General features: G+C 72.5%; 18 protein-coding genes. 11 read left to right on the top strand and 7 right to left on the bottom strand.

Annotated features, from left to right (window positions below; translation table 11 throughout):
• Window positions 1-80: 80 nt before the first annotated feature.
• Window positions 81-548: a hypothetical protein gene (locus tag ACWEPL_RS03315; RefSeq protein WP_363970226.1), complete on the top strand. Its 468-nt coding sequence runs from the start codon at window positions 81-83 to the stop codon at window positions 546-548.
• Here the strand turns inward: ACWEPL_RS03315 and ACWEPL_RS03310 are convergent.
• Window positions 540-1,805 carry an MFS transporter gene (locus tag ACWEPL_RS03310; RefSeq protein ID WP_363970224.1) on the bottom strand — a complete coding sequence of 422 codons (1,266 nt, stop codon included), beginning with the start codon at window positions 1,803-1,805 and terminating at the stop codon, window positions 540-542. The genes ACWEPL_RS03315 and ACWEPL_RS03310 overlap by 9 nt on opposite strands.
• A 178-nt stretch (window positions 1,806-1,983) precedes the next feature.
• Between ACWEPL_RS03310 and ACWEPL_RS03305 the strand changes: the two genes are divergently transcribed.
• Window positions 1,984-4,245, top strand: coding sequence for an MMPL family transporter (locus ACWEPL_RS03305; protein ID WP_452434972.1), 2,262 nt, complete (start codon window positions 1,984-1,986; stop codon window positions 4,243-4,245).
• A gap of 129 nt (window positions 4,246-4,374) precedes the next feature.
• The gene (locus ACWEPL_RS03300) at window positions 4,375-5,670 is read left to right on the top strand and encodes a hypothetical protein (protein ID WP_355209586.1); all 1,296 of its coding nucleotides are present in this window, start codon (window positions 4,375-4,377) and stop codon (window positions 5,668-5,670) included.
• Between the two features lie 60 nt (window positions 5,671-5,730).
• Here the strand turns inward: ACWEPL_RS03300 and ACWEPL_RS03295 are convergent, their stop codons facing one another.
• Window positions 5,731-6,711 carry an aldo/keto reductase gene (locus tag ACWEPL_RS03295; RefSeq protein WP_452434970.1) on the bottom strand — a complete coding sequence of 327 codons (981 nt, stop codon included), beginning with the start codon at window positions 6,709-6,711 and terminating at the stop codon, window positions 5,731-5,733.
• Window positions 6,712-6,773: 62 nt separating this feature from the next.
• On the opposite strand from ACWEPL_RS03295, the gene ACWEPL_RS03290 reads away from it, so the two are divergent.
• From ACWEPL_RS03290 to ACWEPL_RS03275, 4 genes are all read left to right on the top strand, one after another.
• On the top strand, window positions 6,774-7,652 hold the full coding sequence (locus tag ACWEPL_RS03290; RefSeq protein ID WP_452434968.1) for a LysR family transcriptional regulator: 879 nt from the start codon (window positions 6,774-6,776) through the stop codon (window positions 7,650-7,652).
• A 33-nt stretch (window positions 7,653-7,685) separates the two neighbouring features.
• Window positions 7,686-7,886, top strand: a complete 201-nt coding sequence (locus tag ACWEPL_RS03285; RefSeq protein ID WP_192788314.1) for an EF-hand domain-containing protein — start codon at window positions 7,686-7,688, stop codon at window positions 7,884-7,886.
• Window positions 7,887-7,949: 63 nt separating this feature from the next.
• A complete protein-coding gene (locus ACWEPL_RS03280; protein WP_363970216.1) occupies window positions 7,950-9,113 on the top strand; it encodes a PucR family transcriptional regulator in 1,164 nt (387 codons plus the stop codon).
• 53 nt (window positions 9,114-9,166) lie between these two features.
• Window positions 9,167-10,828, top strand: a complete 1,662-nt coding sequence (locus ACWEPL_RS03275) for an alpha-amylase family protein (protein ID WP_363970214.1) — start codon at window positions 9,167-9,169, stop codon at window positions 10,826-10,828.
• Between the two features lie 12 nt (window positions 10,829-10,840).
• On the opposite strand, the gene ACWEPL_RS03270 is transcribed toward ACWEPL_RS03275, so the two are convergent.
• The 3 genes from ACWEPL_RS03270 to ACWEPL_RS03260 are packed head-to-tail and all read right to left on the bottom strand — an operon-like array spanning window position 10,841 to window position 13,241.
• The gene (locus tag ACWEPL_RS03270) at window positions 10,841-11,440 is read right to left on the bottom strand and encodes a hypothetical protein (RefSeq protein ID WP_452434966.1); all 600 of its coding nucleotides are present in this window, start codon (window positions 11,438-11,440) and stop codon (window positions 10,841-10,843) included.
• Window positions 11,437-12,018, bottom strand: a complete 582-nt coding sequence (locus ACWEPL_RS03265; RefSeq protein ID WP_452434964.1) for an RNA polymerase sigma factor — start codon at window positions 12,016-12,018, stop codon at window positions 11,437-11,439. The genes ACWEPL_RS03270 and ACWEPL_RS03265 overlap by 4 nt, the downstream gene beginning before the upstream one ends.
• Window positions 12,019-12,071: 53 nt before the next feature.
• The gene (locus tag ACWEPL_RS03260; RefSeq protein WP_350738432.1) at window positions 12,072-13,241 is read right to left on the bottom strand and encodes a Gfo/Idh/MocA family protein; all 1,170 of its coding nucleotides are present in this window, start codon (window positions 13,239-13,241) and stop codon (window positions 12,072-12,074) included.
• A 231-nt stretch (window positions 13,242-13,472) separates the two neighbouring features.
• On the opposite strand from ACWEPL_RS03260, the gene tdh reads away from it, so the two are divergent.
• The 4 genes from tdh to ACWEPL_RS03240 all read left to right on the top strand — a co-directional run bounded on the left by tdh (window position 13,473) and on the right by ACWEPL_RS03240 (window position 18,089).
• On the top strand, window positions 13,473-14,501 hold the full coding sequence (gene tdh, locus ACWEPL_RS03255) for an L-threonine 3-dehydrogenase (RefSeq protein WP_363970205.1): 1,029 nt from the start codon (window positions 13,473-13,475) through the stop codon (window positions 14,499-14,501).
• Window positions 14,501-15,670 (top strand): glycine C-acetyltransferase, encoded by a 1,170-nt coding sequence (locus ACWEPL_RS03250; RefSeq protein ID WP_350738437.1) that lies wholly within the window; start codon window positions 14,501-14,503, stop codon window positions 15,668-15,670. Before tdh ends, ACWEPL_RS03250 begins: the two co-directional genes overlap by 1 nt.
• Window positions 15,671-15,886: 216 nt before the next feature.
• Window positions 15,887-16,789 (top strand): LysR family transcriptional regulator, encoded by a 903-nt coding sequence (locus ACWEPL_RS03245; RefSeq protein ID WP_355209565.1) that lies wholly within the window; start codon window positions 15,887-15,889, stop codon window positions 16,787-16,789.
• Window positions 16,790-16,922: 133 nt separating this feature from the next.
• The gene (locus ACWEPL_RS03240; RefSeq protein ID WP_452434963.1) at window positions 16,923-18,089 is read left to right on the top strand and encodes an MFS transporter; all 1,167 of its coding nucleotides are present in this window, start codon (window positions 16,923-16,925) and stop codon (window positions 18,087-18,089) included.
• A 121-nt stretch (window positions 18,090-18,210) separates the two neighbouring features.
• Here the strand turns inward: ACWEPL_RS03240 and ACWEPL_RS03235 are convergent, their stop codons facing one another.
• Together ACWEPL_RS03235 and ACWEPL_RS03230 are read right to left on the bottom strand one after the other, a co-directional pair.
• Complete coding sequence (locus ACWEPL_RS03235) at window positions 18,211-19,890, bottom strand: YfjP family GTPase (protein WP_452434962.1); 1,680 nt, start codon at window positions 19,888-19,890, stop codon at window positions 18,211-18,213.
• Entirely contained in the window at window positions 19,887-21,707 is a 1,821-nt protein-coding gene (locus ACWEPL_RS03230; RefSeq protein ID WP_452434960.1) for an ABC transporter, read from the bottom strand. Before ACWEPL_RS03230 ends, ACWEPL_RS03235 begins: the two co-directional genes overlap by 4 nt.
• Window positions 21,708-21,720: the final 13 nt, after the last annotated feature.

The following is a 21,720-nucleotide window of genomic DNA, read 5'->3' as shown; positions in this document are numbered from 1 at the left end:
TCGGCGGCCAGCGGGCATGCCCCCACCCCGCCCGAAAGCGGACACTTCAGGCGTAGTCATTCACCTTTGGAGGCCACGCCATGACCACCGTCCTCGACACCCCCCGCAGAGCCGACCCGCCGCCCGTCGTCCACACCGCCGCCATGCTCTGGCTGGTCGCCGTCGCCTTCGGGGCGCTGGAGACCGTGCTGGTGGTCTCCGAGCAGCTGTACACGGGCGCCTCCACGGTCGCCGAACTGCTGCCGCAGGTCGGGATCCGGCTGGCGGTGTTCGCGGGGGCCGCCTTCCTGGCGCTGCGGCTCAAGGCCGGGGCGAACTGGGCACGCTGGACCCTCGGCGTGACACTCGGCGTCTTCGGCACGCTCTCTCTCGTGATCGGCCCCGTCCAGTGGCTGCTGGCCGGCGGCTCGATCGCGGAGGCCGTCGCCGGGACGGACGCGATGGGGCTGATCTTCGCGGGCAGCCGGATCCTGCACGTGGTGGCCGTGCTGGGGGCGGTGACGCTGATGTTCCAGCCCAGGGCCAACGCCTACTTCAGGTCAGCTTGAGATCGGCTCCCGCTCCGGGGCGCGCAGGTTGCGCACCCCGGGAGCCAGCAGGGCGGCGAGGGTGGACAGCACGATGATGACGGCACAGGCGAGCAGCGTCTCCTCCGTGCCGAACAGGTCGGCCGCCTGCCCCGCCACCAGCAGCCCGATCGGCCCGAACATCATCGACCCGAGCATGTCGTACGAGCTCACCCGCGACAGCGACTCGGACGGCACCTCGCGCTGCATCGTGGTCTGCCACAGGACGCCGAACACGTCGAAGCACACGCCCAGCACGAACGCCCCGGCCACGATCGCCCAGAGCGGCGCGTCCAGCCCCAGCAGCACGTACGGCAGCGCGGGCGGCAGGCAGAGCAGCACGGCCACCAGGATCGGCCGGCGCGGCCGCAGCCGCATCGCGACCAGCACGCCGACGATCGTCCCGACCGCCTCGCCCGCCAGGAACGCCGACCAGGCCGCGGGCCCGCCCAGCGTCTCCTTCGCGATCAGCGGGCCGAGCACCCCGTGACCGGCCTGGATGGCCATGACCATCAGCGAGAACTGCGCGACCACCACCCAGATCCACTGCCGCGAGCTGAACTCCCGCCAGCCGTCCCGCAGGTCGGCCAGCACCGAGTGCCGCTCCCGCCGGTTCGCGACCGGCTCCAGCCGCAGCAGCGCCAGCAGCGCGCCCGCCACCGCGAACATCGCGCCGCTCATGACCAGCGCCCAGCCCCCGCCCCGGGCCCATCCCTCGTCTCCGCCGAGTAGCACCACCGTGCCGCCGCCCAGCACCGCGCCCGCCACCCGCGAGGCGTTCTGGCCCAGGCCGAGCAGGGCGTTGCCGGCCTGCAGCCGGTCGGGCGGCACGACCTCGGGGATGATCCCGGTCAGCGCCGGGAACATGATCGCAATACCCACCCCGGTCACCGCCGCCGCCGCGGACAGCGCGGGCAGCGGGGTCCAGCCGGCGAGCAGCATCGCGCCCAGCGCGAAGAACCCCATCGCCATCAGGGACTCACCGGCCATCATCACCCACTTGCGCGGCAGCCGGTCCGCGAGCACCCCGCCGAACAGGATGAACACGATCATGGGCACCGACTCGGCGGTGAGCACGACGGACAGGGTCGCGGCGGTGGCGCCGGGCAGGCCGAGCACGCCGAACGCCAGGGCCACCGGGGCGAACGCGCTGCCCAGGACCGACAGGGTCCGCGCCGACAGCAGCAGCGCGAAACGGCGATCCCGGAGCAACCCGAGATCGCTGAGATAACTGTGCACCGGCACGCCCCCCTGAAAACAGTCAAACCCCGCCATTCTGCCGAGTTCTCTCGCCGATGTCGCCTGAATATTGGGTCCCGCTGACAAGACTGGAAGCGGAATATGTGCGCGTTTGGCAAGAATCCAGCCTCGATCTCCCGTAATTTGCTAGGACCCTGCTGTCGGCGAGGGGACTCCATTGGGGCGGCTGGTCTATCGCGGTAGATGGACGCTGCTGGCGCTCAGCCTGGTGGCGGCCCTGCTCGTCGCGCCGCTGGCGCTGTCCGGGCAGGCGGTGGGCGGCGGCTTCGAGGACCCGCGCGCCGACTCGGCGACCGCCGCGCGCTGGAGCGCGGAGTGGTACGCCGGCCAGAGCCCCGACGTGGTTGTCCTCTACCGGCACCCGGCGGTCAAGGTGCGCGACCCGCGCTACAAGAAGGCGGTGCACGACTCGCTGCGGGGGCTGCCGGCCGAGTACGTGCGCGGGGTGGTCACGTACTGGACGACCGGGTCGAAGGCGATGGTGTCCAGGGACGGGCATTCGACGTACGCGATCGTCACGCTGAAGGGCGCCAAGCGGGCGAGCTACGCGGCGGTGGCGGCGCGGCTCAGGGCCGTCAAGAACCTGCGCGTCGCGGTCGGCGGGCCGGTGCCGGTGCAGGCCGAGCTCGACGGCGAGGCCGCCGCCGACCTGGCCCGCGCGGGGGCGGTCGCGGCGCCGGTGCTGCTGGTGCTGCTCGTGGTGGTGTTCGGGAGCCTGGTGGCGGCCCTGTTGCCGCTGGTCGTGGGGCTGCTCGCGGTGCTCGGCGCGCTGGCGCTGCTGCCCGGGGTGTCCGTCTACTCCTTCTATGCCGTCGTGCTCCTCGGGCTCGGGCTGGCGGCGGCGTACTCGCTGCTCCTGCTCAGGGCGTTCAGGGAGGAGATCGGGGGCGGCGCGTCGAACGAGCAGGCCGTGGCGGGCACGGTGGCCACGGCCGGGCGGACCGTGGGCGTGGCCGGGGTGAGCGTGGCCGCGTCGCTGCTGGGGCTGACGCTGTTCCCGCAGCCGTTCCTGGGCTCGCTCGGGCTGGCGGCGGCGGCCGTGGCGCTGGTCGCCTCGGTGGTCGCGGTGCTCGTGGCGCCCGCCCTGCTGGGGGTGCTCGGGCGGCGCGTGGACGCGCTGCGCGTCAGGCCCATGTCCGTACGGCGGGACGGCGGGCTGTGGGACGGCGTGGCGCGCCGGCCGGTCGTGTACCTGGTGGCGGTGACGATCGTGCTGGTCGCGCTGGCGGGACCGCTGCTGCGCGTCGAGTTCGGGAACGCGGACCACCGGGCGCTGCCCGCCGCCTCCGAGGGCCGCCGGGTGACCGAGACGATCGAGCGCGACTTCGCCAGGAACGCCTTGTCGCCGATCGACGTGCACGTCGTGGTGGAGCCGCTGGACGGCACCGCCGTCACCGCGCTCGACGTCCGCCCCATCACGGAGCGGCTGGAGCGGCTGCCGCACGTCACCGGGGTCGAGACGGCGGGCCTCTCGCGGCCGAACCGCGCGGTGCGGCTGGCCGTCCGCCACGACCTCGATCCCCTGTCGGCGCAGGCCGGGGACCTGGTCGCCGCGATCAGGTCCGCGGCCCAGGGGCCGGACGTCCGGCAGGTCGTGGTCGGCGGGCCCGTCGCGGCGCGGCTGGACCTCCTGGCCGGGCTCTCCGGCACGCTGCCGTGGCTGGCGGTGGTGGTGTGCTCGGCGATGGCGGCGGTGCTGTCGCTCGCCTTCGGGTCGCTGGTGCTGCCCGTTCCGGCGGTGATCGCGAGCCTGCTGTCCGCCGCTGCGTCGTTCGGGGTGATCGGGTGGGTGTTCCGGAGCGGCTTCCTGGGTTTCGCCGGCCCCCTGGACGTCTCCGTCGCGCTGCTGATCGGGGTCGTGGCGTTCGGGCTGTCGGTCGTCCACCAGGTGTTCCTGGTCTCGGAGGCGCGTACGGGGAACTCCGCGGTGGCGGAGCCGCGGGAGGTGATCATCGGTGCGGCGCTGCTGACGGTGGCGGCCGGCGGGGCGTTCGCGACGGCCGGGATCGCGGTGGTGAGGCTGCTCGGGGTGGGTCTGTGCGTGGCGGTGGCGGTGGACGCCGTGCTGGTGCGGCTGCTGCTGGTGCCCGCCGCCCTGCGGCTGCTGGGCCCGGCGAACTGGTGGCCGCTGCGCGCCCGATCCCCCGCCGCGTCCGCGAGCGTTCACGAAGTCGAGCCGCCCCGCGAGAGGCCCTCACTCCCGCCCGCTCCCCAGGGCGATCGGCGCCCGTTGACGGGCGGGCGGCCCGCGATCACCGTCAAGGGACGGCCGGCCGTCTTCGGCGCGGACACCGATCCGGTGCCGGTGCCCGCCGAGCCTCCGCAGCCGGGATGGGTGAAGGTGGCGGCGGGGCGCACCCGGGCGGTACGCGCCGACCCCGGCGGCGCCGGCTGGACGTGGGTCGAGGTGGACGACTGAGTTCTCGTAACAAGCGCGGCTACTTCGCGTCGAATAGTGCGTGAAGAAGCCATAGATCTCATTGAACGTTATTGATCGTCCGGATAGTGTGCGATATGCCCACGATCATCCCCTGGAAGTAAAGGTGCCATGCGAAAGCGGCTGCGGCAGATCTTCGTCATCGGATTAGCCCTCTCGCTCCTGGGTGTCGGCGTCCCGGCGTGGTCGGAGGACGACCCCCGAGGCTGCAACGACCTGATGTCGGCCGACACCCCGGCGTACGTCGTCTGCCGGTGGCTGGCCACCCCCGAGGAGGCCGCGGACATCGCGAAGTTCTGGCTGGACAACGACGGCGAGCACATGCAGGAAGCCGGTCCCTCGAACTCGATCCTGGTGGACTGCACCGAAGAGGGCAACTCCTGCCCGACCGACTCCGAGGGCGACGGCGAGATGCACGACGTCGACTCCCCGGACGTCCCCGGCGCCGAGGACGGCGGCACGCCTGAGTGCCAGAACAGCGACCAGTGCGGCTACGTCGACCCCACCGGCATCAGCGCCGCCGAGAAGGAGTCCGCGCAGGAGACCCCGGCCGGCAAGGCCGCGCAGGCCGCCGTCCAGACGACCATGCGCCTGTGGATCGAGACCGAGCTGGCCGACGACTACAAGGCCGGCAAGCTGGCCGAGGGCGTCAAGAAGATCGCCGCGCTGGTCGCCACGCAACCCGGGGTGATCGGCATCCGGTTCACCTCGCAGCTCGGCTACAACAAGACGTTCGCGACGGCGGACGAGCTGGACAAGTTCGTGAATGAGGCCACGGTCGCGCTGCGTACCGCGGTGCCGGGCAAGAAGCTGTCGGCGCACACGGTGGTGCCGCTGTTCGGCTGCGGCGCGAACGACGCCTGCAAGACCGAGATGACCAAGAAGTACCCGCTGCTCGACCCCGACCGCATCGGCGCCTGGCTCTCCAAGGGCCTGATCGACCAGCTCTCCCTGGACGACGGCCACCTGGGCACCGAGTACGCCACCTGGAAGATCGACGCCACCGAGGCCCAGCGCAACCAGTGGATCCAGGTCCGCGCCCGCGCCTGGGACGCCTACGCGCAGATCGCCAGCGAGGACGCCTCCTTCGCCACCGCCGGCACCTCCAACCTCAACGAGGAGCAGGCCACCAAGGCGATCACCGAGCGCATCGCCTCCCCGCTCCAGGACGACGCCGCCGAGACGGTCACCCTGTGGACCCGCTGGCAGAACGACCAGGGCCAGGTCAGCCGGGTGTACGGCGAGAAGTGGGCCGCCAACGTCACCTGGGACCAGCTCAAGAAGCTCGACGCGGTCCGCCCCCGCCTGGCGACCATCTACGACCCGGCCAACCCCGAGGTCGACGTGGCCACCGACCTGAAGAACCTGTCGGAGGTCTTCGGCCAGGTCTACCTGCACGCCGCCTGAGACATACCGAAGACGTACGAGACCGGCCAGGAGCGCGATACGCGCCCTGGCCGGTCGCGTTCACAGGAGCGTCCCGCCTGTCACCTCGAACTTGGCGAGGGCCTCGTCGACCCTGGCCAGCGTGTCGGCGTGGAGGGTGAGGTCGGCCGCCGCCAGGTTCTCCTCGATGTGGGCGGGAGTGCGGCTGCCGGGGATGGTCACCACGTGCTCGTCCTGGTGCAGCAGCCAGGCCAGGGCGAGCTGGGCGGGCGTGATGCCGAGCTGCGCCGCCAGGGCCCTGATCGGGGCGTAGCGGTCGTTGTTGCCCGCCAGGTTCTCCGCCGAGAAGCGGGGCGCGTTGTGCCGGAAGTCGCCCTCGGCGAGCGCCTCCACGGTGCCCGTCAGGAAGCCGGTGCCGAGCGGGCTCCACGCCACGATCCCCACGCCGAGCTCCCGCGCGGCGGCCAGCAGGCCGGGATCCAGGGGGCGCCACATCGACCACTCGTTCTGCACGGCCGTCACGGGGTGGACCGCGTGCGCGGCCCTGAGCTGGGCGGCCGTCACGTTGGACAGGCCGATGTGCTTGACCAGCCCGTCCCGCACCAGCTCCGCCAGCGCGCCGGTCATGTCCTCGATCGGCACGCCGGGGTCGGGATAGTGCGAGTAGTAGAGGTCGATCACGTCGGTGTCGAGGTTGCGCAGGCTGCGCTCCGCGTAGCGCCGGATCAGGCGGGGGTCGGCGTTCACCCGTAGCTCGTTGAACGCGTAACCGACCGGGTGCGACCTGCCCGGCTCACCCTCGGGGATCGCGAGCCCGAACTTGGTCGCGACCACCACCTCGTCCCTGCGGCCCCTGATCGCCCGGCCCACGAGGCGCTCGTTGTGGCCGTCCACGCCGTACGCGTCGCTGGTGTCCACGTGGGTCGCGCCCCCGTCGAGCGCGGCCTTGAGCGCCACCTCGGCGCGGGCGTCGTCGACGTCCCCGTAGACGCCCGGCGACAGGACCATGGCGCCGAAGCCGATGGCGGGAACCCGCAAGCCGCCAAGAGTACGTGTCTTCATGGCTTCGATCCTGCTGCGCGCGCCTCTGCCGCGTCCAAGACCCCTTGGTATAACCATTGGTTATGGACGTGCACCTGCGTGAGCTGCGCTACTTCATGGCCGTGGCCGAGGAGCTGAACGTGACGCGGGCCTCGGAGCGGCTCTTCGTGTCCCAACCGGCGCTGTCCAAGCAACTCAGGGTGCTGGAGCGGCAGCTCGGGTTCCGGCTGTTCGAGCGGGTGCACAGCGGCGTGGTGCTCACCAGGCAGGGCGAGGCGCTCCTGCCGATCGTCCGCGACCTGCTCGAACGGTGGACGAGCGGGGTCGAGTCCGCGCGGGCCGCCGCGCCCGCCGGGACGCTGGTGATCGGGATGCAGACAGCTGTGGGCAGGGGGCTGCAACAGGAGGCGCTGCGGGGGTTCCGTACGGCGATGCCGGGATGGGAGGTGTCGCTCAGGCTGGTGGGCTGGGACGACCCCAGCGGCGGGCTGGCCGACGGGTCCTCCGACGTGGCGTTCATCTGGCTGCCGGTGCCGCCGGGGCTGCGGACGTACGTGCTGGCCACCGAGGGCAGAGGGGTGGCCATGCCGGACGGCCATCCGCTCGCGGAGCTGGCGGAGATCCCGTTCGAGGCGCTGCGCGACGAGCCGTTCATCGCCCTGCCGCCGGAGGCCGGGCCGCTGCGGGACTTCTGGCTCGCGCGGGACGCCCGCGACGACGAGCCGGTCGTCGGGTTCACCGCGAACACGCCGGAGGAGGTGTTCGAGGCCGTGACCAGCGGGCTCGGGGTGGTGCTGGTCGCCGAGGGGAACGCCGCGCTCTACAACCGGCCCGGGCTGGCCTACCGCCCGGTGACCGGGCTGGCTCCCGGGCAGCTCGCCATCGCCTGGCGAGAAGGGGATGTGAGCCCACAAGTCATGGCATTCGTCGACGCGCTACGGCGGGTCGCCACTAAGGTCTGACGCGACATCCATTCACGTGGAAGGGTGACCCCCATGAGCGACTACGCCATCACCTTCGACCTCATCGACGCCGACAAGGACGGCCGCATCTCCGCCGTCGAGCTCGTGAAGCTGATGGAGGTGCTCGGCCAGCCGGTGACCCTGGAGGCCGCCCAGGAAGGCGTGCTGAAGCTCGACAAGGACGGCGACGGCCTGATCGACCTGGAGGAGTTCGCCGCTTTCCTCCAGAAGTGACAAAAACAAGCTCTTGCTACACATTCTCCTGTTGCCTGGGTCACAATGGCGACGGGAGGGACGATGGTCATCACGAGTGAAATCCCCGTGCAGGCGCTCAGGGCGGGCATCGGCAGGGTCTCGGCAGAGGTGATCGAGGAGATCCAGACCCGGATCCCCGAGTACGCCAGGCCATCGGACGAGCTCTACATCAAGGTCGTCAGGATGGCGGCCGAGCAGGCCATCGAGGGCTTCCTCGACCGCGTCGAGAACCCGGGCGCCCCCTGGGACCCCGAGCCGTTCCGCATGATCGGCAGGGGCGAGGCGGCCGAGGGCCGCAACCTCGAGCCGCTGCAGACCGCGATGCGGCTCGGCGCCCGGGTCTGCTGGCGGCGGCTGACCGAGCTGGCCGAGCCGCTGCGCCTGTCCCCGCAGACCCTGTACGACCTGGGCGAGGCCATCTTCGTCTACCTCGACCGGCTCGCCGACGCGGCGGCCGAGGGCTTCGAGGAGGCCCGGGCGCACGCCGCGGGCGAGACCGAACGCCGCCGCGGCCGCCTGCTCGACCTGCTGCTCAGCCGCCCGCCCGCCAGCGCGGAGGCCATCGCCGAGCTGGCCAAGGCCGCCGGGTGGCGGCAGCCCAGGACGGTCGCCTGCGTGGCGTTCGACGACCGGCACGGCGCCTACCGCGCGCCCGCGCTGCCGCCCGACGTGCTCACCGGGCTGGACAGGCCCGTGCCCTGCCTGCTCGCGCCCGACCCCACCGGTCCCGGCCAGGCCCAGCTGCTCGACCAGGCGTTGCGCGGACGCCAGGCCGCGATCGGCCCCGCCGTGCCCCTCTCGGCCGCCGCGACCTCGCTGCGCTGGGCCGGAGAGGCCCTGGAGCTGTCGCGGCGCGGCATCCTGCCCAGGGGGCCGCTGCGGTGCGCGGACCACATGGCGACGCTGGTGGTGTTCAAGGACGAGGAGCTGGTCGGCACGCTGGCGGAAGCGCGGCTGGCGCCCCTGGCCGACCTGCGGCCCGCCCAGCAGGACCGGCTCGCGGAGACGCTGCTGGCCTGGCTGCGGCACGGCCGGGGCGCGGGCGAGGTGGCCGCCACGCTGCACGTGCACCCGCAGACCGTGCGCTACCGGCTGCGGCAGCTCGAGGAGCTGTTCGGCGACCAGCTCGCCGATCCGGACATCCGCTTCGAGCTGGAGATCGCGCTGCGGGCCAGGCAGGCCGTCCAGGCGAGCACCCGTACCTGAACCTCCTGCGGACACGGCGGTCTGAGCGCGCGCGTGGCGGGTAGCGGCCACCCATGCGACTGACGTACACCTCCGACGTCTGGTGGAAGAACGCCGTCATCTACTGCCTCGACGTGGAGACGTTCAAGGACGGGAACGACGACGGCGTGGGCGACTTCCGCGGGCTGACGCAGCAGGTCGACTACCTCGCGGGGCTCGGCGTGACGTGTCTCTGGCTCATGCCGTTCTTCCCCACCCCCAACCGGGACGACGGATACGACATCACCGACTTCTACCGCATCGATCCGCGGCTGGGCACGCTGGGCGACTTCGTGGAGTTCATGCGGACCGCCAACGACAGGGGGCTGCGGGTGATCGCGGACCTCGTCGTCAACCACACCTCCGACCGGCACCCCTGGTTCGTGGAGGCCCGGTCGAGCCGGGACTCCCCCATGCGCGACTGGTACGTCTGGTCCGACTCCCCGGAGCCCGACGACCCCTCGCAGATCGTCTTCCCCGACAAGGAGAACAGCGTCTGGCAGTACGACGAGGGGTCCGGACAGTACTACCTGCACAGCTTCTACCGGCACCAGCCGGATCTGAACGTCGGCAACCCCGAGGTCAGGGACGAGATCGCGCGCATCCTCGGCTTCTGGATGGAGCTCGGGCTGTCCGGGTTCAGGGTCGACGCGGTGCCGTTCCTCATCGAGAACGTCGATCCGAAGCTGGCGAACCCGCACGAGTTCCTGGCGGACCTGCGGGCGTTCATGACGCGGCGCAAGGGCGGGTCGATCCTGCTGGGCGAGGTCAACGTCCCGTACAAGGACCTGACCCGGTTCTTCGGAGAGGGTCTGGGCGACCAGCTCACCATGTGCTTCGACTTCATCGGCATGCAGAACGCCTGGCTGTCGCTGGCGCGCCACGACGCCACACCCCTCGCCGACGCCCTGCGCGAGCGCCCCGAGCCGCCGAAGGACTGCCAGTGGGCCGTGTTCCTGCGCAACCACGACGAGCTCACTTTAGACAAGCTCACGGACGAGGAGCGGCAGGAGGTCTTCGAGGCGTTCGGCCCGCGCGAGGACATGCAGATCTTCGGCCGCGGCCTGCGCCGCCGGCTGCCGACGATGCTCGGCGGGGACCTGCGGCGCATGAAGATGGCCTACAGCCTGCTGTTCTCGCTGCCGGGCACGCCGGTGATCTTCTACGGCGAGGAGATCGGCATGGGCGAGAACCTCGACGCGGAGGGCCGCATGGCGGTCCGCGTCCCGATGCAGTGGTCCGCGGACGGCGGCTTCACCCAGGTCGACCCGGTACGCGAGATCCCGGACGGCTCCTTCGCCCCCGACCGCGTCAACGTGGCCGACCAGAAGCGGGACGTGGACTCGCTGCTGCGCTGGTTCCAGCTGCTCATCGAGCGCTACCGGGAGTGCCCCGAACTGGCGTGGGGCGACTACACGGTGCTGGAGACCGGCGACCGGGCGGTCCTCGCGCACCGCTGCGACGCCGACGGGGCCACGGTGGTGGTCGCGCACAACCTCTGCGACACGGTCAGGGACGTGGAGCTGACCCTGGAGGGGCTCGGGGGCCACCAGCTCACGGACCTCCTGGTGGACGGCACGCTGGAGGTCTCGGCCGAGGGCTCCGTACGGCTCCCGCTGGACCCGTACGGCTCCCGCTGGCTCCGCGCCTCCCCCCGGGAGCTCCCCCCGGAGGACGCCTCGGTCAAGGCCCGCTGACCCGGGGACGGGTCAGTGCGAGAGGGGGGCGTCCGTGGTGTCCACCAGCTCGCAGTCCGCGATGGGGCCCTCACCGACGGCGGCCCAGATGCCCGCCACGACGCCGCCCCCGACCTCCCCGACGCTGAACTCCAGCACCCCCGTCTGTCCGGGCCCGATGACCTTCGGGTCGATGACGAAACCCGGCTCCATGTCCTCGGTCGGTTCCCAGCCCTTCGGGGCCGGGAACACCGACAGCGGCGCCTCCTCCTTGCTGAGGAAGTGGCTGCTGCGCGGCTGCGGGCTGCACTTCTTGCCCTGGGGGATGTAGTCCACCACCACGTTCGCCCCCATGACCCGCAGGTCCTCCTGGAGCCTCTTCGGGTCCTTGGCCTCGTTGATGGTGATGCGGATGAAGCCGTCGGGCCCCTTGGTCACGGCGTACGCCGGGCCGCCGCCGAGCAGCAGCGGGACCGCCACCGCGGCGGCGGCCGCCAGCCCCGCGACGGGGGCCAGGAGGGCCGGGCGCGGGAGTCGCCTGCGGGCGGGCCTGTGGTCGATCTCGGTCATCACGAACTCCTTGAGCAGTCGGTGACGGCCCTCGGGAAGATCGCGTTCGGTCGGCCAGTTCATCGGATCTCCTCCTTGTCGGGGCCGGGTTCACCTACTACCTGTCGGGTCGCCGGCGGCGGTTCCCCGGCGGTCGCGAGTTTCTTCCTGGCCCGCGACAGCCGGGAGCGCACGGTGCCGACGGGGATGCCGAGCGCCTCGGCCGCCTGGGCATAGTCGAGCCCGGCCCAGACGCACAGCGCGAACACGTCCTGCTCCTGGCGGCGCAGCCGCCCGTACGCCTGCCGCACCGCCGCCAGCCGCCCGGCGTCGTCGATGCGGCCCACGACCTCGTCGGCGAAGTCGGGCACCTGCTCGCCCCTGGGCAGCCTGGCCAGCGCGTCGTCGTGCCTGCGGGCGGCCCGGCGCACGTTGCGGGCCACGTTGGTGGCGATGCCGAGCAGCCAGGGGCGCAGCGAGCCGCCCTCGGGGTCGATCCGGCCCCGTAACCGCCAGGCTTCGAGGAACGTCAGCGCCATCACGTCCTCGGCCGTGGACCAGTTGGCGGTCAGGCGGAAGGCGTGGTTGTAGACGGATTTCGCGCAGTCGTCGAAGAGCTCGCCGAACGCCGCCTGGTCCCCGTCGCGTATGCGGGCACGCATCGACATATCCACATCTGTCTACTGTCCGCGCGACGCGCCGGGTTCCCGCGGGATCAGCTCTGGCCGTTGTCGAAGTACGCGGCCAGCTCCGCGTCAAGGGGCGGCACGTCGTACGGCATTCCCCCGTTGCGCAGCGACATCGTGGCCATGTAGCCCGCCGCCACGCTCATCCTGGCCGCCACCGGCGAGGTGTCCGTCGCGCCGCCGTCCCGGACGAACCGGCAGAACTCCGCCACGATCTGCGCGTCCGCTCCCCCGTGCGAGCCCTCCGCCGGAGGCACCTTGTACGCGATGTCGCAGTCGTCCCGGTAGGCCGTGGGGCCCCGGTTCCAGACCTTGACCGTGTCCCCGGGCTCGTCGCCGAAGTTCTCCAGGCGGCCCTCCGTGCCGATGACCGTGTAGTTGCGCACGTAGTCGGGCGTGAAGTGGCACTGCTGGTAGGCGGCGATGACGCCGTTGTCGAGCCGCATGTTCATCACCGACACGTCCTCGACGTCCACGACGTGGTGCAGGCCGGTGCGCGAGGTCGGCGGCCACTCGTACTCCTCCAGCCACCCGTCGGGCCGCGGCGTGCCGGGCTCGCGGCGCGGCAGGTCGCCGTAGACCATGAGGTCGCCGAACGCGTTCACCCTGGTCGTGTAGCCGCCGGCGAGCCAGTGGATGACGTCCAGGTCGTGGGCCGCCTTCTGCAGCAGCAGGCCCGTGGTGCGGGTGCGGTCGGCGTGCCAGTCCTTGAAGTAGTAGTCGCCGCCGTAGGAGACGAAGTGGCGCACCCAGACGGTCTTCGGCTCGCCGATGTCGCCCTTGCGGATGATGTCGCGCATGAGCCGGACCACGCCCATGTGCCGCATGTTGTGGCCCACGTACAGGCGGGTGCCGGTGTCGCGGGCGGCGCGCAGGACGTTGTCGCAGCCCTCGACGGTGATCGCCATCGGCTTCTCCAGGTAGACGGCCTTGCCGGCCTGGAGGCAGTCGATGGCGATGCGCTCGTGGGTGTCGTCGGGGGTGTTGACGATGATCGCGTCGAGGTCGGGCCGGTCGAGCAGCTCGCGGTAGTCCCCGGTCAGGAACTCCGCCTCGAACCGCCCCGCCTGGCTCTTGAGCACCGCCGGGTCGGAGTCGCACAGCGCGGTCACGACCGCACCCTTGCCCGGCCGGTGCGCGTGCAGGGAGAGGCTCGTCCGCAGCCCGAGGCCGATGACTCCGATACGCAGGTCTTCCACTGATGTCCCTTCCCGAATCAGCCGCAGCAGACGCCAGGCTAGTACTCATTTGTGCAGATAAACAGCTTGAATCATGCAGCTCTGAGCAATACGTAGGGTCGGCGAGTCCGCGCGCCACGCCTTTGCTGGGGCGTGAAGCGGAGCTGTGGGGGCACTTAAGAAAGCCTCGATGGACATCCCGGGAGGGGAGAGGGCACAGTGCGTTAGGTTCGGACTGGGGGGAATGGAGCCATGAAAGCGCTGGTCAAAGAGAAGGCCGAGGCCGGCCTCTGGCTTGTGGACGTGCCCGAGCCCGAGGTGGGTCCCGGCGAGGTGAAGATCCGGGTCCTGCGGACCGGCATCTGCGGCACCGACCTGCATATCCGGAAATTTGATGACTGGGCGCGGCATACCCTGAAGCTCCCGCTGATCGTCGGGCACGAGTTCTCCGGCCACGTGGTCGAGGTGGCGCCGGGCGTCGAGGATGTCGCCGTCGGCGACCTCGTCAGCGGCGAGGGCCACCTCGTGTGCGGCAAGTGCCGCAACTGCATGGCGGGCCGCAGGCACCTGTGCCGCAACACGGTGGGCCTCGGCGTCAACAGGGACGGCGCCTTCGCCGAATACGTCACGCTGCCCGCCTCCAACGTCTGGGTGCACCGGGCCCCCGTCCACCCCGACGTGGCGGCCATCTTCGACCCGTTCGGGAACGCCGTACACACCGCGCTGTCCTTCCCCCTGGTCGGCGAGGACGTGCTGATCACCGGGGCGGGCCCCATCGGGCTGATGGCCGCGGCCGTGGCCACGCACGTCGGCGCGCGCAACGTGATGATCACCGACGTCAGCGACGAGCGGCTCGCCCTGGCCGGCAAGCTCGGCGTCTCCCTCGCCCTCAACGTCTCCAGGACCTCGATCACCGAGGGCATGCGCCAGCTCCACATGCGCGAGGGCTTCGACGTGGGGCTGGAGATGTCCGGCAACCCGCAGGCCATGCGCGACATGATCGCGAACATGACCCACGGGGGGAAGATCGCCATGCTCGGGCTGCCCGCCGAGGAGTTCGCCGTCGACTGGGCGACCGTCGTGACCTCCATGATCACGATCAAGGGGGTGTACGGGCGGGAGATGTTCGAGACCTGGTACAACATGTCGGTCCTGCTGGAGAAGGGCCTCGACCTCACCCCCGTCATCACCGACCGGTTCCCGTACCAAGACTTCGACGCCGCCTTCGACACTGCTGCCAGCGGCCGGACGGGCAAGGTCATCCTGGATTGGAGCGCTTGATGTTCACGAACGTGCGCGAGCAGCTGCGTACGACGCTCGACGAGATCACCGAGGCCGGGCTGCTCAAGCCCGAGCGCGTGATCGGCTCCCCGCAGAGCTCGTCGGTGAGCGTCGCCGGGCGCGAGGTCCTGAACTTCTGCGCCAACAACTACCTCGGCCTGGCCGACAACCCCACCGTGATCGAGGCGGCCAAGGAGGCGCTGGACCGGTGGGGGTTCGGCATGGCGTCCGTACGGTTCATCTGCGGCACCCAGGAGGTGCACAAGGAGCTCGAAGCACGCCTGTCGGACTTCCTCGGCATGGAGGACACCGTCCTCTACAGCTCGTGCTTCGACGCGAACGGCGGCGTGTTCGAGACCCTGCTCGACGCCCAGGACGCGGTGATCTCCGACGCGCTCAACCACGCCAGCATCATCGACGGCATCAGGCTCTCCAAGGCCCAGCGCTTCCGCTACGCCAACCGCGACATGGCCGAGCTGGAGGCCCGGCTCAAGGAGGCGTCGGAGGCGCGGCGGCGGCTGATCGTGACCGACGGCGTGTTCTCCATGGACGGATATCTCGCGCCGTTGCGTGAGATCTGCGACCTGGCCGAGCGGTACGACGCCATGGTGATGGTCGACGACTCCCACGCCGTCGGCTTCGTCGGGCCGACCGGCCGCGGCACGCCGGAGCTGCACGGCGTCACCGACCGGATCGACATCATCACCGGCACCCTGGGCAAGGCGCTCGGCGGCGCCAGCGGCGGCTACGTCTCGGCCCGCAAGGAGATCTGCGAGCTGCTGCGCCAGCGCTCGCGCCCGTACCTGTTCTCCAACTCGCTCGCCCCCGTCATCGCCTCGGCGTCGCTGCGCATCCTCGACCTGCTGGAGACCTCGAACGAGGCCCGCGAGCAGCTCCGCTCCAACACGGCGCGCTTCCGGGGGGAGATGGCCGAGGCCGGGTTCGACATCCTGCCCGGCGACCACCCGATCGTGCCCGTGATGATCGGCGATGCCTCCGAGGCCGCGGCGATGGCCGAACGCCTGCTCGACCTCGGCATCTACGTCATCGGCTTCTCGTACCCGGTCGTGCCGCACGGCCAGGCCAGGATCCGCGTCCAGCTCTCCGCCGCCCACTCCGCGGAGGACGTCGACCGCGCGGTCCAGGCGTTCATCCAGGCCCGCGGCTGACACCCCGCCCGGAAGGGCGGCCGACCGCCGGGGCCCTGAGCGCCGCAGAGCCCCGGCCATCCCGCCCCTGCCGTCCCGGCCCGCCGCCCTGGCCGGCCGCCCGCGCCCGGTCGTCCTGACCCGGTCGTGCGTGGTCATGACCGGCGGGTGAGTATTCTCGCTGCGACGGATCCCAGCGATCGGGCGCGCCTCACGGAGTGAGGCCAAGGAGCACGGGTGATAGACACGCGGCGGTTGCGCACGCTGCGGGCGGTGGCCGACCACGGCACGGTGACCGCCGCGGCGGCCGCGCTGCACCTCACCCCCTCCGCGGTGTCCCAGCAGCTCGTCGCGCTGGAGCACGAGGTGGGCCACCGGCTGTTCACCCGTGACGGCCGCGGCGTCCACCTCACCGCCGTCGGCAAGATCATGCTGGGCCACGCCAACGAGGTGCTCTCCCAGCTCGAACGTGCCAAGGCCGAGGTGGCCGCGTACGCCACGGGCGAGGCCGGCGAGGTCACCGTGGCCTGCTTCGCCACCGCGATCGGCGCCGTGCTCTCCCCCGCCATCGCCGCCCTGCGCGCCACCTCCCCCGGGCTGCACGTACGCGTGCTGGACGCCGAGGGCGACCACAGCCTGGCCATGCTGCTGGACGGCGAGGCCGACCTGGCCATCACGGTCGAGTACCGGGGCGCCCCCGACGCGGCCGACCGGCGCCTGTCCCGGCTGCCCCTCTACGCCGAGCCGTTCGACCTGGTGCTCCCCCACGACCACCCCTTGGCCTCGGAGGCGACCCTGACCTCGCTCGCCTCCGAGACCTGGATCGGCCCCTACCCGGGCAATCCGGTGCACGACGTGATCACGTTCGCCTGCCAGCAGGCGGGTTTCACACCCAACCTCGCCCACTGCTCCGACGACTTCCGGGCCGTCGTCGCCCTGGTCGGGGCCGGGGCGGGGGTGGCCCTGGTGCCGCGGCTGGCCCTGCGCGACATGGCGCTGACGGGGGTGGCGGTCCGCCGGACCCCGGGGCCCGAGCGCCGCGTCTTCGCCGCCGTACGCCGCGGCTCCGATGCCCATCCCCTCCTGCGCCCGCTCCTGTCGGCGCTGCGCACGATCGGCCGCTCTCTCGACGCGGGGTGAAACAACCCCGATTTATCAGGACATCTCCTCAGGTGTGTTCGCCAATTGGAAGGACCACCGCATGGGGCCACCCGAGCCCGAAACAAGGCAGAGGGCTGCGCGGCGTCCTGATCTTCGGGATAGCGTGCGGCGCATGGGAGGCCCGCGTCATCGAACCCTGCTCGGCCTGCCCGGCGTGCCCGCGCAGGCCGTGCTGGGGTTCCTGGCGCAGCTCACGCAGCAGGTGGCGCCCATCGGGACCGTGCTGGTGGTGCAGGGCGCGAGCGGCTCGCTGACGCTGGCGGGGGTGACCGCGGCGGCGTTCGCCATGGGGGTGGGCATGGGGCGGCCGGTCCAGGGGCGGCTCATGGACCGGCGCGGGTCCAGGCCGGTGCTGGCCGTCACCGCACTGGTGCACGTGGCCGCGCTCGTCGCGCTGGTCGTGGCCGCCGGGGACCGGCTCTGGTGGGTCGTGGTGGCGCTGGCCTGGGTGGCCGGGGCAGGGCTGCCGCCGGTCTCCGTGAGCATGCGGCTCGAATGGGGGCGCCGCGTGCCGGACGAGGGGCGTACCGCCGCCTACAGCCTGGTCTACCTGGTGCAGGAGCTGGCCATGCTGGTGGGGCCGCTGGCGTTCGGGGTGGTGATCGCCCTGACCACGACCTCGCTGGGGCTGGCTCTGGTGGCCGTCGCCGCGGGGGCCGCGACGCTGGTCTTCGCCCGGGCGCTGCGGTCGGGGGCTCGCGGGCCCGAGCGGGAGCGCGGGCGGGTGTTCGCGGACCGGCGGATGGCGGTGCTGCTGGCCGTGGTGCTGCTGCTCGGCGGGACGCTGGGGGCGCTGCAGGTGGGCGTGCCCGCGCTGGCCACCGCCCGCCACGCGCCCGCGGCCACCGGGGTGCTGGTGGCGGCGCTGTCCGTGGGCGGCATCGCGGGGGCCGCCGCCTACGGCGCCCGATCCTGGCGGTCCCGGGTCGGGGTGCGGCTGGTGGCGCTGATGCTGGCGCTCGGGGCGGTGCTGGCGCCGCTGGCGCTGGTGGAGTCGTGGCCGGTGTTCTGGATGGTGCTGTTCTGCGGGGGGCTGGCGCTCAATCCGGCGCTGACGACGTCGTCGCTGCTGGTGGACGAGTTCGCGCCGGGGGCGCAGGCGGAGGCGTTCGGGTGGGTCTCCACGGCCATCGGCGTGGGGGGTGCGCTGGGGTCGGGGGTGGCCGGGGTGACCGGGGAACGATTAGGGGCCTCGGCGCCCTTCCTGGCGGCCTCCGGCCTCGCGCTGGCGGGCGCGACCCTGGCGACCGTCCTCCTCCGGCGCGACGGCACGCGCTGAGCTGCGCTGCTCCCGGCACGACCGCACGGGGTGAGCCGTACTGCTCCCGGCACGACCGCACGGGGTGAGCCGTACTGCTCCCGGCGCGACGGCATCGCGCGTTCCGGGTGAGCCGGGTGGGTCAGGCGCGGGCTCGGGTGAGTGCCTCGGTGAAGCGGGCGTACCGGTCGAGCTCCCCCCGCACGGGGGCCAGCACGAGATCGTCGCCGACCCGGCCCACGGCCGTGCGCAGGGCTCTGGCCGTACGCCGGGCCCGTCGCCTGCCACCCGCCCAGGCGGCCAGCCGGGACAGCAGCGCGATCAGCACACCCGCCAGCGCCCCGCCCACCAGCAGCACCGTCGGCCACGGCACCACGCCCACGGTCGGGAGCGGCGGCTGGGGCAGGCGCAGATAGTCCATCCCGAACAGCCCGCCCAGCCACAGGGCACCGGCCGCCATGGCCGCGAACACCACCCACTGCAGGACGTTCACGGCCCGCCACCACCTGGGCCGCCGCGTCGCGCCGGCGGACGTCGTGGCCACCACCCGGTCCACCGCGTCGGTCAACTCCTGGGAGCGGGACCGCGCCGCCTGCCGCACCGCCGCCGCCCACGGGCCGGGCAGGTCCGCCGCAGCCGCCTCGCCGACGTCCCTGATCGCCGTCTCGACCCTGGCCCTCTGTACGGCCGAGGCCGCCGGGACGGACGTACGGCCGACGACCTCGGCCCCAGGCCCCTGCCCCGAAGACCCGGCCGACTTCCCCGAAGACCCGCCCGCGGGCAGCTCGCCCACCGGCCCGCCCACCGGCCCGCCCACTGGGGCCATGGTGCCGATGCGGAGCCTGCGGAGCGGGTCGGGCCTGAGCTTGCGGATCCAGCGGGTGACGGGCCAGCCGGTGGCGACGACGGCGCGGTGCCGGTGCCCCTTGGCCACCGCCTCCACGACCAGCGGCACCCCGGCCGCCTCGCAGAGCGCGGCCGTGAGCGCCCGGTCCATCGCCTGACCCGCCGGGGCCTCCTCCGGCGCGCCGAGGCGGGCGGCGGCGGTGGCGATGTCGGCCGCCAGGCGGGTGGACCAGGACTTGCGTTCCGCGACGCGGTCGTTCAGGAGCGCGCGGAGCTCCGCGAGGCCGGCGCCGGTGCGGGCGGAGACGGCCAGGACCGGCACGCCTGCCAGGCCGTCCTCGTCCAGGAGGCGGCGCAGGTCTCGGAGACAGCGGTCCACGGCGCTGTCCGGCAGGCGGTCGACCTGGTTGAGCACCACCAGCATGACGCCTTGGTGGGCGGCCAGCCGGCGCAGGTAGCGGTCGTGGAGGGCGGCGTCGGCGTACTTCTGCGGATCCACCACCCAGACCAGGAGGTCCACCAGCTCCACCAGCCGGTCCACCTCCAGGCGGTGGGACACCTGGATGGAGTCGTGGTCGGGCAGGTCGAGGAGGACGAGTCCGGACAGGTCGGAGACGGAGGCGGCGGGGTGGCGCTGGGGGATGTCCAGCCAGTCCAGCAGCGGGCCCGAGCCCTCCCCGTCCCACAGCGCCGCCTGGGCGGCCGAGGTGGTGGGCCGTACGACGCCCACCGCCGCCAGGTCCGTGCCGGCGAGTGCGTTGTAGAGCGACGACTTGCCGCTGCCCGTCGCGCCCGCCAGCGCGGCCACGGTGTGGTCGATCGAGAGGGTACGGCGCACGCCGGCCCGTTCGGCGACCGTCCGCGCGCCGGACACCGCCTCCTCCGGCAGCCGCCCCTCGGCCAGCTCGGCGGCCTCCAGCAGGGCGGCCAGGCGGGAGTCGAGGGACGGGCCCTCCTTGCGGCGCAGCAGCTTCACGGCGTGTCCCCCGCGTCCTGTCCGTCCCCGGTCGCGCTTTCTCCACCTGCGGTCGCGTCCTGTCCGCCCACGGTCGCGCCTTCTCCACCTGCGGTCGCGTCCTGTCCGCCCGCCGCCGTCGCCGGGAGCTCCGCGCGGTGGGCATGGATGCGCTCGGCCGCGCCGCGCAGCGCGTTCGCCGTCCCCCGGGGCGGCTCCATCGCCTCCAGCTGGGCCGTGAACCGGTACGACTCCTCCTCCAGCAGCAGCCGCACCCGATCCCGCAGGTCGTCCCGCGCCCGCACGGTCAGCGTCCGCACGGCCTGGTCGCCGAAGACGGCCTCCAGCAGCTTCTGCGACAGCAGGCTCGTGCCGCCCGCGATCCCCACCTCGATCCCGGTCAGCCCTCCTGTGGAGGCGAACACGCCCAGCATGAGCAGCAGCCCCGCCCCGTTCACCCCGAACGAGGCCACGCGGGCGGCCGTCCGCCGTTCGCGCCCTTCCTCGCGTACGAGGTCCAGGACGAACTCCTGCCACCCCCGGACCGTCGCCTCCGCGCGCTTGCCCACGTCGGGGGCGGCGCGGCCGAGGCGGGCGGACTCCATCGGCCCGAGCCGCTCCAGCAGGCCGGACCCGCCGGGCGCGGCCGACCAGCCTTCCAGGGCGCGTTCGGCGGACCCGTCGGCGGCGCCCCTGATGAGCGCCCCCACCCCGCTCTCCAGGGCGTCCCTGAGCTGGCCCTCCGGCATCTGCCCGGTGAAGAAGCCGACGATCCTGTCGCGCAACCACCCGACCCGGCTCTCCAGGGAGCGCATGAGGTCGCCGGTGCCGATGAAGTCCTGCCAGCGGGCCAGCACCTCGCCCCGCAGCAGCGACCCGTCACGCATGCCCGCGTCGAAGTCGGCGATGCCGCCCGCGTAGGCGCCCGCCACGACGGAGCGCAGGGTGTCGAAGGCGGCCTGCTGGCGTTCGACGGCCACGGCCAGCGCGGGCACCCGGGTGGCCAGGCTGTCGAGCGCCCCGGACAGCGTCTGGCGTACGACGCGGGATCGCTCCGCCGCGTCGGTGGCCAGCCCCGTGAGCCAGGAGGTGATGGGCCGCACGGTCTCCTCCGGCAGCCTGGCCTTCTCCGAGGGCAGCGCCGCCTCGGGAACGGTGAACAGCAGCGTGCCGTCGAGGCCGTTCTCGGCCAGGAGGCGGGTCAGGTCGCGAGAGACGGGCTCGACCGCGTCCGGGGGCACCCGGTCGAGTACGAGGGCCAGGGCGGTGCTGCGTTCGCGGGCGGAGCGCAGGAAGCTCCACGGCACCTCGTCCGCGTAACGGGCGGCCGTCGTGACGAACAGCCACAGGTCGGCGGCGGCCAGCAGCTGGGCGGCGAGCTCCCGGTTCGCGACCACCACGGAGTCGATGTCGGGCGCGTCGAGCAGCGCGAGGCCGGCGCCCAGCGCGTCGGAGGTGACCACCCGCAGCGCTCCCGGACCGGTGCCGGTGGCGCGGGACAGGCCGGGCAGCACGTTCTGGCCCATGAACCAGGTCTGGTCGGCCGGGCTGACCACGAGCGTGGGAACGAGCGTGGTGGGCCGCAGCACCCCCGGCTCGCTGACGTCGGCCCCGACCAGCGAGTTGACCAGCGTGGACTTGCCCGCCCCCGTGGACCCGCCGACGACGGCCAGCAGCGGCGCGTCGAGCGCGCGCAGCCGGGGCAGCAGGTAGTCGTCGAGCTGCCCGGCCAGCTCGCGCAGCGCACGCCGGTCTCGCGCCGCCTCACCGACCGCCAGCGGGAACAGCTCGCGATCCAGCGGCCGGCGCAGCGCCTCCAACGCGGCCAGCAGGTCCATACGGCCCACGCTA

Source organism: Nonomuraea sp. NPDC004186 (genome assembly GCF_053603495.1).
The sequence above is the reverse complement of the archived record's forward strand: the minus strand, read 5'-3'. Positions and strand labels throughout refer to the sequence as shown.